The 12,410-nt window shown below is 62.7% G+C and carries 15 protein-coding genes and 1 tRNA gene; 11 read left to right on the forward strand and 5 right to left on the reverse strand.

Annotation, left to right across the window (positions count from 1 at the left end):
* Positions 1-137 precede the first annotated feature (137 nt).
* Positions 138-224: transfer RNA gene (locus ABSG20_RS01710), tRNA-Leu, on the forward strand.
* 405 nt (positions 225-629) lie between these two features.
* Here ABSG20_RS01710 and ABSG20_RS01715 read toward each other — a convergent pair.
* Both ABSG20_RS01715 and ABSG20_RS01720 read right to left on the reverse strand, forming a co-directional pair.
* A complete protein-coding gene (locus tag ABSG20_RS01715) occupies positions 630-1,172 on the reverse strand; it encodes a MarR family winged helix-turn-helix transcriptional regulator (protein WP_423862745.1) in 543 nt (180 codons plus the stop codon).
* A 136-nt stretch (positions 1,173-1,308) separates the two neighbouring features.
* The gene (locus ABSG20_RS01720; RefSeq protein ID WP_423862746.1) at positions 1,309-2,064 is read right to left on the reverse strand and encodes an NYN domain-containing protein; all 756 of its coding nucleotides are present in this window, start codon (positions 2,062-2,064) and stop codon (positions 1,309-1,311) included.
* Between the two features lie 259 nt (positions 2,065-2,323).
* On the opposite strand from ABSG20_RS01720, the gene ABSG20_RS01725 reads away from it, so the two are divergent.
* The 10 genes from ABSG20_RS01725 (at position 2,324) to ABSG20_RS01770 (ending at position 9,829) form a co-directional block, all read left to right on the forward strand.
* Positions 2,324-2,938, forward strand: a complete 615-nt coding sequence (locus tag ABSG20_RS01725; protein WP_423862747.1) for a ribonuclease D — start codon at positions 2,324-2,326, stop codon at positions 2,936-2,938.
* Between the two features lie 261 nt (positions 2,939-3,199).
* Positions 3,200-3,943, forward strand: a complete 744-nt coding sequence (lptC, locus tag ABSG20_RS01730; RefSeq protein ID WP_423862748.1) for an LPS export ABC transporter periplasmic protein LptC — start codon at positions 3,200-3,202, stop codon at positions 3,941-3,943.
* Positions 3,944-3,951: 8 nt separating this feature from the next.
* On the forward strand, positions 3,952-4,683 hold the full coding sequence (locus ABSG20_RS01735) for an LptA/OstA family protein (protein ID WP_423862749.1): 732 nt from the start codon (positions 3,952-3,954) through the stop codon (positions 4,681-4,683).
* A gap of 56 nt (positions 4,684-4,739) precedes the next feature.
* On the forward strand, positions 4,740-5,012 hold the full coding sequence (locus ABSG20_RS01740) for an LptA/OstA family protein (protein WP_423862760.1): 273 nt from the start codon (positions 4,740-4,742) through the stop codon (positions 5,010-5,012).
* 204 nt (positions 5,013-5,216) lie between these two features.
* A complete protein-coding gene (lptB, locus tag ABSG20_RS01745) occupies positions 5,217-6,191 on the forward strand; it encodes an LPS export ABC transporter ATP-binding protein (protein WP_423862750.1) in 975 nt (324 codons plus the stop codon).
* Positions 6,192-6,283: 92 nt separating this feature from the next.
* Complete coding sequence (gene rpoN, locus ABSG20_RS01750; RefSeq protein WP_423862751.1) at positions 6,284-7,939, forward strand: RNA polymerase factor sigma-54; 1,656 nt, start codon at positions 6,284-6,286, stop codon at positions 7,937-7,939.
* 69 nt (positions 7,940-8,008) lie between these two features.
* Positions 8,009-8,617, forward strand: coding sequence for a ribosome hibernation-promoting factor, HPF/YfiA family (gene hpf, locus ABSG20_RS01755; protein WP_423862752.1), 609 nt, complete (start codon positions 8,009-8,011; stop codon positions 8,615-8,617).
* A gap of 220 nt (positions 8,618-8,837) precedes the next feature.
* Positions 8,838-9,299 (forward strand): PTS IIA-like nitrogen regulatory protein PtsN, encoded by a 462-nt coding sequence (ptsN, locus tag ABSG20_RS01760; RefSeq protein ID WP_423862753.1) that lies wholly within the window; start codon positions 8,838-8,840, stop codon positions 9,297-9,299.
* A 60-nt stretch (positions 9,300-9,359) separates the two neighbouring features.
* Positions 9,360-9,656, forward strand: coding sequence for a nucleotidyltransferase family protein (locus tag ABSG20_RS01765; RefSeq protein ID WP_423862754.1), 297 nt, complete (start codon positions 9,360-9,362; stop codon positions 9,654-9,656).
* Positions 9,657-9,682: 26 nt separating this feature from the next.
* Positions 9,683-9,829 carry a HepT-like ribonuclease domain-containing protein gene (locus ABSG20_RS01770; protein ID WP_423862755.1) on the forward strand — a complete coding sequence of 49 codons (147 nt, stop codon included), beginning with the start codon at positions 9,683-9,685 and terminating at the stop codon, positions 9,827-9,829.
* Positions 9,830-10,096: 267 nt separating this feature from the next.
* Here ABSG20_RS01770 and ABSG20_RS01775 read toward each other — a convergent pair whose 3' ends face one another.
* The 3 genes from ABSG20_RS01775 to ABSG20_RS01785 form a co-directional block, all read right to left on the reverse strand.
* Positions 10,097-10,363 (reverse strand): BQ00720 family protein, encoded by a 267-nt coding sequence (locus ABSG20_RS01775; protein ID WP_423862756.1) that lies wholly within the window; start codon positions 10,361-10,363, stop codon positions 10,097-10,099.
* A 51-nt stretch (positions 10,364-10,414) separates the two neighbouring features.
* Positions 10,415-10,840 carry an Hsp20 family protein gene (locus ABSG20_RS01780; RefSeq protein ID WP_423862757.1) on the reverse strand — a complete coding sequence of 142 codons (426 nt, stop codon included), beginning with the start codon at positions 10,838-10,840 and terminating at the stop codon, positions 10,415-10,417.
* A gap of 345 nt (positions 10,841-11,185) precedes the next feature.
* Complete coding sequence (locus tag ABSG20_RS01785) at positions 11,186-12,280, reverse strand: sn-glycerol-3-phosphate import ATP-binding protein UgpC (RefSeq protein WP_423862758.1); 1,095 nt, start codon at positions 12,278-12,280, stop codon at positions 11,186-11,188.
* Positions 12,281-12,410: the final 130 nt, after the last annotated feature.

A 12,410-nucleotide genomic window follows, 5' to 3' on the forward strand; every position in this document is an offset into this window, starting at 1 on the left:
TGTACAGGGCATTTGAGCAGATCCGCGGAGGGCTCGGCCCCGCCTTTGCGGCCGGACCAGCAGCAAGGGCCTGTCCTGAAGATCTGCCGATTGCCAATTTGACAAGCGCGCGACCGATCCGTACTAACCGGCCCCGGGCCCAGGTGGCGGAATTGGTAGACGCGCTGGCTTCAGGTGCCAGTGGCTTAACGGCCGTGAAGGTTCGAGTCCTTTCCTGGGCACCATTTGCCTTACGCCTTCGCCGTTATAATTAGCGATGCAAAAAGCTTGGGACAGGTCTGCGCCCGATACTACAGGCTAGTTTCCGGGGCAGCGGTGATGGCGCGTGCTGCGACAACGGCGTTCCCAGCCGGCCCCGGAGGATGCGGCGGGCTTCGGCCCGCCGCATGGATTTCCGATTCAATTGTCAAACAGCCAAGCCAAGAATTCTCGGGACTCGTCATCACGAGCCACCGAGACATGCAAAGAACGCGCGCCCGATGACTGGGTCCGCGAAGACCAAGCTTTGGCGTCGCGAAGAACAGGGAAGCCCGGATGGCGCCGTCATTTCGCGCCTCGCAACCTTTCAGACATGCGTTTGCGCCTCACGGCGCGAGGCCCCCGAGGAGTTGCATGAACCAGTGTGCGTATCAGGTCGGCGTCCACGCCTTCGTCGTGGCCTTGTCCCCGCGGGGTTCGATGGTCCCAAGAAGCTTGCGGAGCAGGCGGGTAACATGCGCGAGGTCGCGCTCCGACAGCCCCTTCGAAATGAGCCCGGCATCGGATTTAAGCACGTCCTCCATGGCCCATTCGACGGTGTCGCGGCCCTTTGCGGTGAGGCGGATCGGTTTGCTGCGGCGATCGAGCTTATTCTGCCCGCGGCTGATCAGGCCGCGTCGCTGCAGCGCATGAAGGAGCTTGGTGAGGCCGCCAGAGGAGATCGGCACGGCCTTGTAGAGATCGGTCGGCACCAGCTCATAGGGCGGCGCCGCGCCGCGCAAGGTGACCAGCACCTCGAAGTCGAACAACGTCAGCCCGTATCTATCGACCTGCCCGGTCGCATTGTCGCGCACGAGGCTGGCCAGGCGATAGACCAGCACCATCAATTGCGAAATCGGGGTCACGGCTTCCGGCCAATTCTCGGCACGGGCCTTTAGAAGTTCGTCAGCGGACTGGCGCGAATCGGCTGGCATCGGGATCGGTCCTCACGGTCATGTCAGATCAGATATCTTGCCAGAAAGGTAGTCAAGGATTATCCATCTTTCTGGAAAGATAATCTGCCGGCGGGGACGTTTAGACGTGGATGGGTCATTGCCAACGAACGCGGTATTACTTCGCATTGGTCTTCGCTTTGCCGCTGGCGGGCTTGGCGCGGATTCGCAAGTGCCCACCGTCGATTTTCTCGAAGTCGAACCCGCCGCCGCTGCGCACGAGGTCGCTCAGTTTCCTGAAGCCGAAGGTGCGGACGTCGAAATCCGACACCAGATTCGACAGCTGCGATCCGACGGAATCGAGCCTGACCCACCCATCCTCGCTTTCGATCTGGGCAATGGCCTTTTCCAGGATCGGGATGGCGGCGCTCGGCGGCTGCAGCGAGCGGGACTTCGGCGCCGCCCCGGAGTTGGACGCAGGCGCCTCGGGCACCAGATTCTCGGTGTAGATAAAACGACGGCACGCCTGCCGGAAGCTTTCCGGGGTTTCCTGTTTGCCGAAGCCGTAGACGTCGGCGCCCTGTTCGCGCAAGCGCGACGCCAGCCGGGTAAAATCGCTGTCGGACGACACCAGGCAAAATCCCTCGAACCGTCCGCTGTGCAACAGATCCATCGCATCGATGACCAGCGCAATGTCGGAGGCATTCTTGCCCTTGGTGTAGGCGAACTGCTGATAGGGATCGATGGCGTGCTTTTGCAGAATGTCGGCCCATGATTTGAGATGCGGGCCGGAAAAATCCCCGTAAATGCGGCGCACGCTGGCCTCGCCGAACTTCGCCACCTCCTCGAACAGCCCGCCGGCGATTTGCGGCGAGGTGTTGTCGGCGTCGATGAGCACGGCAAAACGGGGCAGTCGCTGTTGTTCGGCTTTCATCAGGGCATCCTTGGACGTGGTGGGGGTCGATGAATACTGGCGCAATTCCTCTGATTCCGGAAAAGACGCGGTGGAAAAGCCATCGCAGGAAAATGTCCGCCGCCCGCAGCGCTGGCAAAAGCTATGATCTTTCAGGAGGTTATAGGACAGATTGCCGGCGACGGCCGGCGACCGGCCGGTACGGCGGCACGCCCCTCGTTTGTTGGTGATTTCAACGTTAGTCTGGACGGGACCGAATCGATGAGGTTCCAAACGCGCCATGACCGTACGCCTGCATCGCGGCGATCTGCCCGATCTCACCCGCTACACCTCGTCGGTTGCGATCGATACCGAGACCATGGGGCTGCACCCGCATCGCGACCGGCTCTGCGTGGTGCAGCTGTCGGCTGGCGACGGCAGCGCCGACGTGGTGCAGATCCCCAAGGGGCACACCGACGCACCCAACCTGAAGGCGCTGCTGGCCAATCCGACGCTGACAAAAATCTTTCACTTCGCGCGGTTTGATCTGGCCGCGCTCTACAACGCCTTAGGCGTAATGCCGCAGCCGGTCTATTGCACCAAGATCGCCTCGCGGCTTACCCGCACCTATACCGATCGCCATGGCCTGAAAGACCTGGTGCGTGAGGTGCTCAACATCGATCTGTTGAAACAGCAGCAATCGAGCGATTGGGGTTCGCAGAGCCTGAGCGAGGCGCAACTGGCTTACGCGGCTTCCGACGTGCTGCACCTCCACGCCTTGCGCGAGCGTCTCGATGCGATGCTGGCCCGCGAGGGCCGCACTGAACTCGCGCAAGCCTGTTTCGAATTCCTGCCGACCCGGGTCAAACTGGACCTGCAGGGTTGGGACACCGAGGACATTTTCGCCCATTCGTGAGTGCGGGCGGGCATTGCTCCCCATGCGAAAAAGGGGAGAGGAAACGCAGGCCGCCCCGTTTCGGTCACACTCTTGACGCGAGGTCCGGGCTGCGTAACGCGGCAAGGTGGGGTAGAATAGCGGGACGCGCAGGCGCGAAAGCCGGTTCCGTGTTCTGTCGCGTTCTGAGCCATTGAGGGGCGCGTTTGAACTTTCCGATCAGGCCCGAAAGCCTGTCCGGGCGGATCATGCGCTGACGACCCCGGCGCCTTTGGAGCAGCGGTGAATACGGTTCAGAACCCAGCCTACCAAGCCGGCATGGAAGTGCGCTTTGCCATCGCTGCGCGCCACAGCCGAATCGTGCGCATCCTGCGGATCGCGGTCCCGGCGGCCGTCATCCTGGCACTGGCGGCCATCGTAGCGGTGTCGGTCTTCAATCCGTTCCGGATGCTGATGCCGAAGCTGCCGCTCGACGCCGGAAACATGGTCGTCTCCGGCACCAAGATCACGATGGAAACGCCGCATATGTCCGGCTACACGCCCGATCAACGTCCTTACGAGGTCTGGGCAAAAACCGCGACCCAGGACCTGACCGACCCCGATCACCTCGATCTCAAGACCCTGCGCGCCAAGGTGTTGATGGAAGATCAGTCGACGGTGACGCTCGACGCCCTCACCGGCTTGTACGATACCAAGGAGCAGCAGCTCGACCTGCACAAGAATATCTTTTTGCAGACTTCCACCGGCTATGAAGCGCGCCTGAGCCAGGCGTTCGTTGATATGGGCAAGAATACGGTGACGTCGGAGGAACATGTCGATGTCAAATTGCCGAACGGAACCCTGACCGCCGACAAACTCCGGATTACCGGGGGCGGCGAGGTGGTGCGGTTCGAGGGCCACGTGGTGATGAATTTGGATAATCTGAACATGTCCGGCCAGCCTGCCAGCACCGAGGCGGCCCCCGAAGCCGCGGCTCATCCGGTCAAGACGCGCGCTCCGTCGACCAAGTCCGCGAACTCGAAGTGAAACCGAAGATGATGCCTTTTCCACGCAGCAACCTGTTCAGGCCGGTCGCAGCAGGCTTCTGCGCGGCGGCTGTTGCGCTCGCCATGCTCAACGCCGCCGACGCTGCCGCGCAAAGCGCGGTCACCGGCGTGCCCAACGCGATGCAGGGTTTCTCGCAGAATCGCGACCAGCCGATCCAGATCGAAGCCGCCACGCTCGAGATGCGCGACAAGAAAAAGGAAGCGACCTTTTCCGGCAATGTGAAGGTGGTGCAGGGCGATACCACCATGACCTCGAAGATACTCGTGGTGTTCTACGATTCGACCCCGGCCCCCGCGGCTTCCGGGGCCCCTGCTGCTCCCACGGTTTCGTCCAACACCAAGGCCGCGGCAAAATCGGCGCCGATGCCGTCCGCGACCCCCGGCCCGGGCGGCAGTTCGTCGATCCGCCGGCTGGAAGCCAAAGGCGACGTGATCGTGACCCAGAAGGATCAGGTGGTGACCGGGGATACCGCCGTGTTCGATACCAAGACCAACTTGATCACCATGCTCGGGGGGATCGTGCTGACCCAGGGCAAGAACGTGCTGCGCGGCGACCGCCTGTTGGTGGACATGACGACGGGGGTTTCGCGGGTGGAATCCGACAGCGGCAAGGTCCAGGGCCTGTTCCAATCGTCCGGCCAGGGCGGCGGACCGATGCTGCCCGGCGCGGCGCCTCCAGCCCCGCCATCGGGAACCAACAGCCCGGCAAAACCGAAATAGGATCCGCCGTCTTGCGCTGCACCACGATCCTCGGAATCGCCTACCGCTCCTGCGCGATGGCTCTCGCGCTCGGAATGGTCTCACCCGGCGGCGCCGACGCACAAACGGCAATCACGGGCGTGCCCAATGCAATGCAGGGTTTTTCCCAGAATCGCGACCAGCCGGTCCGGATCGAAGCCGAAACTCTCGAGATCCGCGACAAGCAAAAGCTGGCGACCTTTTCCGGCCATGTGAGGGTCGTGCAAGGCGACACCACCATGACAGCGGCAAGGTCCGGGATCGACCTTGCCGCCCGGGCGCCCCAAATAAACCGAAATAGGATCAATTAGTTGAGCGCTCTTGAGGGGCGGTGAGGTTGCCGCCCGCGACGCCAGGCTGTATTTACCCTACAAGAATGGCCCGGCGGCACGGTCTGCACTTCAAATTGAGGGTATTTCGCTGCGCAGGCTCCATCCATTCCTTCATGTTATGCGACGAGTAGAAATCGCCGCGGCGGGTCGCGGGATCACCGTGAGAGGCTGAGCTGGGCGGGGATGGTGGATATACTCGGCATGTTCCGTCGACGGCCGTCCAAACGCGGCCCGCCAGGGTTTGCGCGTTCGCGCCCCGATATCACCACGCTTGAGGACGCCCTCGGCGAGATTCTGAAAAGCCCGCTGCGTGACGCGCCCCCGATCGCTCGCGAGCTGCCTGCGGTGGCCCGCGAGGCGCCGCTATTGAAGCCGAACGCGGCCGCGGCAAGACCGCGCCCCCGCGGCAAGACCAACGGCTCAGCGGCGCCGCAGACGGGCTATCTGGCTGTGCACAGCGTGGAAAAAAGCTTCGGCAGCCGCCAGGTGGTCCGCGGCGTCAGCATCTATGTCCGCCGCGGCGAGGCCGTAGGCCTGCTCGGTCCGAACGGTGCCGGCAAGACCACGGTATTCTACATGATTACCGGGCTGATCAAGGCGGATCGCGGCACCATCGAGCTCGACGGCCATGACGTCACCAAGCTGCCGATGTATCAGCGTGCCCGGCTCGGGATCGGCTATCTGCCGCAGGAGGCCTCGATCTTTCGCGGCCTCACGGTCGAGCAGAACATTCGCGCGGTATTGGAGGTCGTCGAACCCTCGAGGAAAAAGCGCGAGGCCGAGCTCAATTCCCTGCTCGACGAATTCAACATCACCCGACTGCGCAGGACACCGTCGATTGCGTTGTCGGGCGGCGAGCGGCGCCGCGTCGAGATCGCGCGGGCGCTGGCCACCCGCCCCAATTACATGCTGCTCGACGAGCCGTTCGCCGGCATCGATCCGATCGCGGTAGGCGACATTCAGGATCTGGTCCGCCATCTCACCAATCGCGGCATCGGCGTCTTGATCACCGACCACAATGTGCGCGAAACGCTCGGCCTGACCGACCGCGCCTATATCGTTTACGCCGGCGAGATCTTGACGGAAGGAAGTCCGGATGAGATCGTCAACAACCCGGATGTACGCCGGCTTTACCTCGGCGAGGAATTTCGCCTTTAACCCATTTTTACAATTCGTCAAGCCGTGTACATCGGCTTTGGAGTAGTATAAGCAAGAATCGGACCAACTTTACAGGATCGGTTCTTGCCTCCATGGCTTTGACGCAGAGACTAGAGTTCCGCCAATCCCAGTCGCTGGTGATGACGCCGCAGCTGATGCAGGCGATCAAGCTGCTGCAATTGTCCAACCTGGATCTTTCCGCCTTTGTCGAGGAGGAGCTGGAACGCAATCCGCTGTTGGAACGCGCCAGCGACGGCGCCGAACCCACGGTGGCGGGCGAACCAGTCTCCGAGCGCGCAGAATTTTCCGATTCCGAGGCATCTGAGGCCGCCTTTGGCGACGATGCTGTTGGCGGCGACATGCCCAGCGGTTCCGCCGGCGAAAGCTTTGAGCCGGCCCAGGAAGAATGGATGAACAGCGATCTCGGCAGCCGCGCCGAGATCGAGCAGACCCTCGACACGGGTCTGGACAACGTGTTTTCCGAGGAGCCCGCCGAGGCCGCCGCGCGCACCGCCCAGGATGCGGCGCCGACCGCCTACACCGAATGGGGTGGTGGCGCTTCCAACGATGAGAGCTACAACCTCGAGGCTTTCGTCGCCGCCGAGGTCACGCTCGGAAGTCATCTTGCCGAACAGCTGGCGGTGGCCTTCACCGCGCCGGCGCAGCGCCTGATCGGCCAGTACCTCATCGACCTCGTCGACGACGCCGGTTACCTGCCGCCGGATCTGGGACAGGCCGCCGACCGGCTCGGAACCTCGCAAGCCGAGGTCGAAGCCGTTCTCGCGGTACTGCAGAAGTTCGATCCGCCCGGTGTCTGCGCCAGATCTTTATGCGAGTGCCTTGCGATCCAGCTGCGCGAATTCAATCGTTACGATCCTGCGATGCAGGCGCTGGTGGAGCATCTCGATCTCCTGGCCAAGCGCGACATCGCCGGTTTACGAAAATTCTGCGGGGTCGATGACGAGGACATTACCGACATGATCGGCGAAATCCGCCGTCTCGATCCGAAGCCGGGTTTGAAATTCGGTTCGGCCCGGACCCAGACCATGGTGCCCGACGTCTATGTGCGGCCTGGGCCCGACGGCGGCTGGCACGTCGAACTCAACAGCGACACCCTGCCGCGCGTGCTGGTCAATCAAGTTTATTATACCGAGCTGTCGAAGACGATCCGCAAGGACGGCGACAAGTCCTATTTCACCGATTGCCTGCAAAACGCGACCTGGCTGGTGCGCGCGCTCGATCAGCGCGCCCGCACCATCCTCAAGGTCGCCACCGAGATCGTGCGTCAGCAGGACGGCTTCTTCACCCACGGCGTGGCGCATCTGCGGCCGCTCAACCTCAAGGCGGTGGCGGATGCGATCCAGATGCACGAATCGACGGTGTCGCGGGTGACGGCCAACAAATACATGGCGACCAATCGCGGCAGTTTCGAACTGAAGTATTTCTTCACCGCCTCGATCGCGTCGGCCGACGGCGGCGAAGCCCATTCGGCGGAGGCGGTCCGTCACCACATCAAGCAGCTGATCGATGCGGAAAACCCCGCGGCGATCCTTTCCGACGACACCATCGTGGAACGATTGCGCGCATCGGGCATTGACATCGCTCGCCGCACGGTCGCGAAATACCGCGAAGCCATGCGAATCCCCTCCTCGGTACAGCGCCGCCGCGACAAGCAAAGCATGCTCGGCGCTGCGCTCTCGGCGCCCGCCGCAAGCTCCGACCGGTCTCGGGACACCGCGCTGGCTTGATTGCACGGCGGCCAAATCGGGATAGTGTCGGTTCCGCTTGGTATCCCACTCATCCAATCGAGGCATCCCATGACTCTCCGGATTTCGGGAAAAAGCATCAGCGTCGGCGACGCGCTGCGCGGCCGCGTCAGCGAACGCACCGACGAAGTCCTGCGCAAGTATTTCGACGGCAACTATTCCGGGCATATCACGCTGAGCAAGGATGGCTTCGGCTTCCGCACCGATTGCGCGCTGCACCTGGATTCCGGCATTACGCTCGAGGCCGATTCCAATGCCGCCGACGCCTATGCCAGCGCCGACCAGGCGCTTTTGATGATCGAAAAGCGTCTGCGCCGTTACAAGAGCCGGCTCAAGGATCGCTCGGCCCGCAAGGCCTATGCGGCCTCCGCGGCGCTTGCGGAGATCGACGCCCCGACATTGGACGCGCCGAGTTACATCATCGAGGCTCCGGCGGAGGGCGACGACGAGGTCACTGCCTACAGTCCGGTCATCATTGCCGAAGCGACCACGTCGCTGAAGCGGCTTTCGGTCAGCGAAGCCGTGATGGAACTGGACCTGACCGGCGCCGCCTGCCTGGTGTTCCAGCACGGCTCCAGCGGCCGGGTCAACATCATCTACCGGCGGCCGGACGGCAATGTCGGCTGGATCGATCCTCCGGTGGTCAAGTCGGGTGGGTGATTCCAGCGTGTTGACGGACCCCGATACCCTCCCTAAGGTCCGCCTCCGCTTAAGGGTAACGGTGGGAACCGCTTCGCTGGATGTTGGCACCGCTCTTGCGTTGGAGTAGAAGCCCGGAAGTCGGGACCCGGGCGCAAGCCCGCCTCCCCGCCACATTCTTGACACCGCTCCGCTAAAGCTTATTTCGCAACCTGACGGCTAATTCACCTCGGAACGCTCCATGACGATTACCGATCTGGTCGCACCCGAGGCGATCCTCCCGGCGTTGAAGGTCAACAACAAGAAACAGGCGCTGCAGGAGCTGGCGGCACGGGCCGCTCAGCTGACCGGGCAGAACGAGCGCGCGGTGTTCGAGGTTCTGCTGCAGCGAGAGAAGCTCGGCACCACGGCGGTCGGCTATGGCGTCGCCATCCCGCACGGCAAGCTTCCCAAGCTGGAAAAGCTGTTCGGCCTGTTTGCCCGTCTCGAGCGTCCGATCGATTTCGAGGCGATGGACGGCCAGCCGGTCGACCTGGTGTTCCTGCTGTTGGCTCCGGAGGGCGCCGGTGCCGATCACCTGAAGGCGCTGGCGCGGATCGCGCGCCTGCTGCGGGATCAGGACGTCGCCAAAAAGCTGCGCGCCTCGCGCGACGCCCCGGCAATCTATTCAGTGCTGGCGCTGCCGCCGGCGACCGCGGCGTAGGGCGGATCCCGCTCGTCACTGGTTTTGCCGCATTTTCCCGACTTGTGCTAAATTGATCCGATGACACGGGCTGAAGCACTCAGGAAGCTGCGCGGCGAGGCTGGCGCCATCAAGGCGCTGGGCGCGACGTCGCTTTATCTTTTCGGCTCAACGGCTCGCAACGAGGCCAACGCCAAAAGCGACCTTGATCTCTTTATCGATTATGACCCGCGCGGGCGATTCAACGCCCTGGACTTGGTCGCAGCCAAACGGTTGCTAGAGGAGAGCCTCGGTGTGGCTGTCGATATAACCACCCGCAAAGGGCTCCATCCACTGATACGCAAACAGGTCGAGGCCGAGGCGACGCGGGTCTTCTAGATGGCCGCAGGATCTCCTTTAAGGACGTGCGCTGGAAGGATATTGCCGGCATCGGTAACATTTTGCGGCATGACTACCAGCGCATTGACGCCGCGATCATTTGGAAGGCGGTGAAGGACGATCTGCCGCCGCTCAAGGAAGCGCTGCTCGCACTCGGGAAGTCTCTGGAATAGTGCTAAACGCAGGCGGCGCAGATGCCCCAGGCTCGCGTGCTCTGCCTGTTGGGCTAACCCAGCATAATACGACTCGCTGCCTCGGAAAAGTGGGGCCCGTTCGCGATCAGAGCAACCACGCCGGCATATTTCGGAGCGAAACGCCGCCTGCTATCAGGCGAGCGGCTCCCGATGTTCGGCCTAGCCGAAAACAGACGCCTGCGCGTCAAAAAATTCCGGATGGCTGACCGACCGCAGCCAGCGGCCGGTTCAGGGATCGCGGCGGTGTCAGTGCACGCTGACCGCCTGCAGTTCGTTGCTCCAGGCATTCGCTATCGCGGCTTCGCGGCTGTCGGTCAGCATGATCGGGGTGCCGTCGGCGGCGTGCAGCGCGAACAGCTTTAGTCCCGGCGCGATCTTCGGCGCCTGGGGAAACAACCCCGGAACGTCTTCAGAGCGGATCTGCTTCACATAGGCGATATGGCCCTCGCCCAGGGTCGCCAGCGCCTCCAGTGAGACGATAGCAGGTGCAAACGAAACATTAACTTCAGTCATGGTCTCGACTCCTATGTCAGACTAAAGCGGTCGAGTCCGCTACTCGTTCCATTATTCATGCTCATTGATAGCAATTGTCTTAACGATCTTCTCCGGCTCGGGCCGGGTGAGGTCGATCGACAACAGCCCGTTCTTCAGATCCGCGCCCAACACCTGCATCCCCTCCGCCAGCACGAAGGTGCGCTGGAAGTGGCGCGCGGCGATGCCGCGATGGATGTATTGCCGGGCCTTGTCGTCCTGCTGGCGACCGCGGATGACAAGCTGGCTTTCCTCAATGGTTACATCGAGTTGGTCGCGGGTAAAGCCCGCCACCGCCAGCGTGATCCGTAACCGTTCGGGTTGGCCGTTGCTGCGGTCGCACCTCTCGATATTGTAGGGAGGATAACCGTCGGCACCCTTCACGACCCGATCGAGCACACGCTCGATTTCGTCGAATCCCAGCAGAAAAGGACTGGATAACGAAGGAACACGAGACATATTACACAAAGTCCTCTCGAAGCGACTTTGACATTTCAGGGCCCTTGCGGCACCCCCAGTTGACCGGCCGGCGGTCTGCCCTCCGGTCAATGTGCATATGGGATCGCGTTGAAGAGCGTTCAAGAACCGTCGGGAACTGGTGCTAGACTACCTCAAAGTCACTCCGGGGCGCCAACCAACGGGCCCGGGCCGGCTTTTGGCCGGCCCGATGACCGGCTGCGTGAGTTGAGCCCGGAATCTTCGGATTCCCCGAAGTGCAAGTGCACATCTGAGGTTCCCTCCGGCGGCGCCGCGCGCAGCGCGGCCCTGTTGGCGCGGCCCGGCGGCATGACCCGGTTTGAGGTCTCAAAACTCGATCCGCTGGCGGCCGTCGGCGCTGAACAGATGCAGTTTTTCACGCGGGGCAACGGCCCGGATGCGCGCACCGATGGCCGGCGCGATCGCGCCTTGTATTCGCACGATCACGTCGCCGGGCGATAGTTCCCCGAGATTGGCGGCAACACCTTGCGCGCCGTCCCTTCGGGCGCCGTAGATGAAGGTCTCGGCCCCGACCCGTTCGATCGCCTCGACGGCGAGCTCGAGTGCGATGCCGCCGGTGATGACATCGCTCGAGATCTCAAAATCCTCGGGACGGACGCCCAGAAGGCCGGCTTCGCGCGCCATGCCGCCAATGCCTTCGATCTGGGATCTGATGTCGCCCGCGCGCAGCGGCCAAAGGTTCATCGGCGGCGCGCCGATAAAGGACGCGACGAAGCTGGTGGCGGGCTTCTGATAAATTTCGAGCGGGTTGCCGATCTGCTCGACCTGGCCGCCATTCATGACCACCAGAATGTCGGCGAGCGTCATCGCTTCCAGCTGGTCGTGGGTCACGTAGATCGAGGTGGTGTTGAGCCGGCGCTGCAGTTTGCGGATTTCGACGCGCATCGCGATTCTCAGCTTGGCGTCGAGGTTCGACAAGGGTTCGTCGAACAAGAATACTTTCGGCTGCCGCACGATGGCGCGGCCCATCGCGACGCGCTGGCGCTGGCCGCCTGACAGCTGCCCCGGCTTGCGATCGAGCATCGCGCCGAGCTCGAGAATGCGCGCGGCCTCCTGCACCCGGCTGTCGATCTCGGGCTCGCGCATGCCGCGGTTGCGCAGGCCATAGGCCATGTTGTTATAGACGCTCATATGCGGATACAGCGCGTAATTCTGGAACACCATGGCGATGTCGCGCTCGGCCGGTTCGACCTGATTGACGATGCGGCCGCCGATGTCGATCTGGCCGCCGGTGATGGTCTCGAGGCCTGCGACCATTCGCAGCAGGGTGGACTTGCCGCAGCCGGAGGGACCGACCAGCACGCAGAACTGGCCGTCGCCGACTTCGAGGCCGATGCCCTTGATCGCCTCGAAACCACTCGGATAGGTCTTGCGGACGTCGCGGAGCGTCACGTTAGCCATGGGGTGTACCTGCAATTGGTGAATGGCGAGTAGCGAGTAGCGAATAGGGAGTAGCGAATAGCGAATAGCGAATAGTTACGTTATGAGCCGCGGGCCTTGCCCGATACCCTATTCGCCATTCGCCATTCGC

The organism is Bradyrhizobium sp., assembly GCF_049512235.1.
Classification (GTDB): domain Bacteria; phylum Pseudomonadota; class Alphaproteobacteria; order Rhizobiales; family Xanthobacteraceae; genus Bradyrhizobium.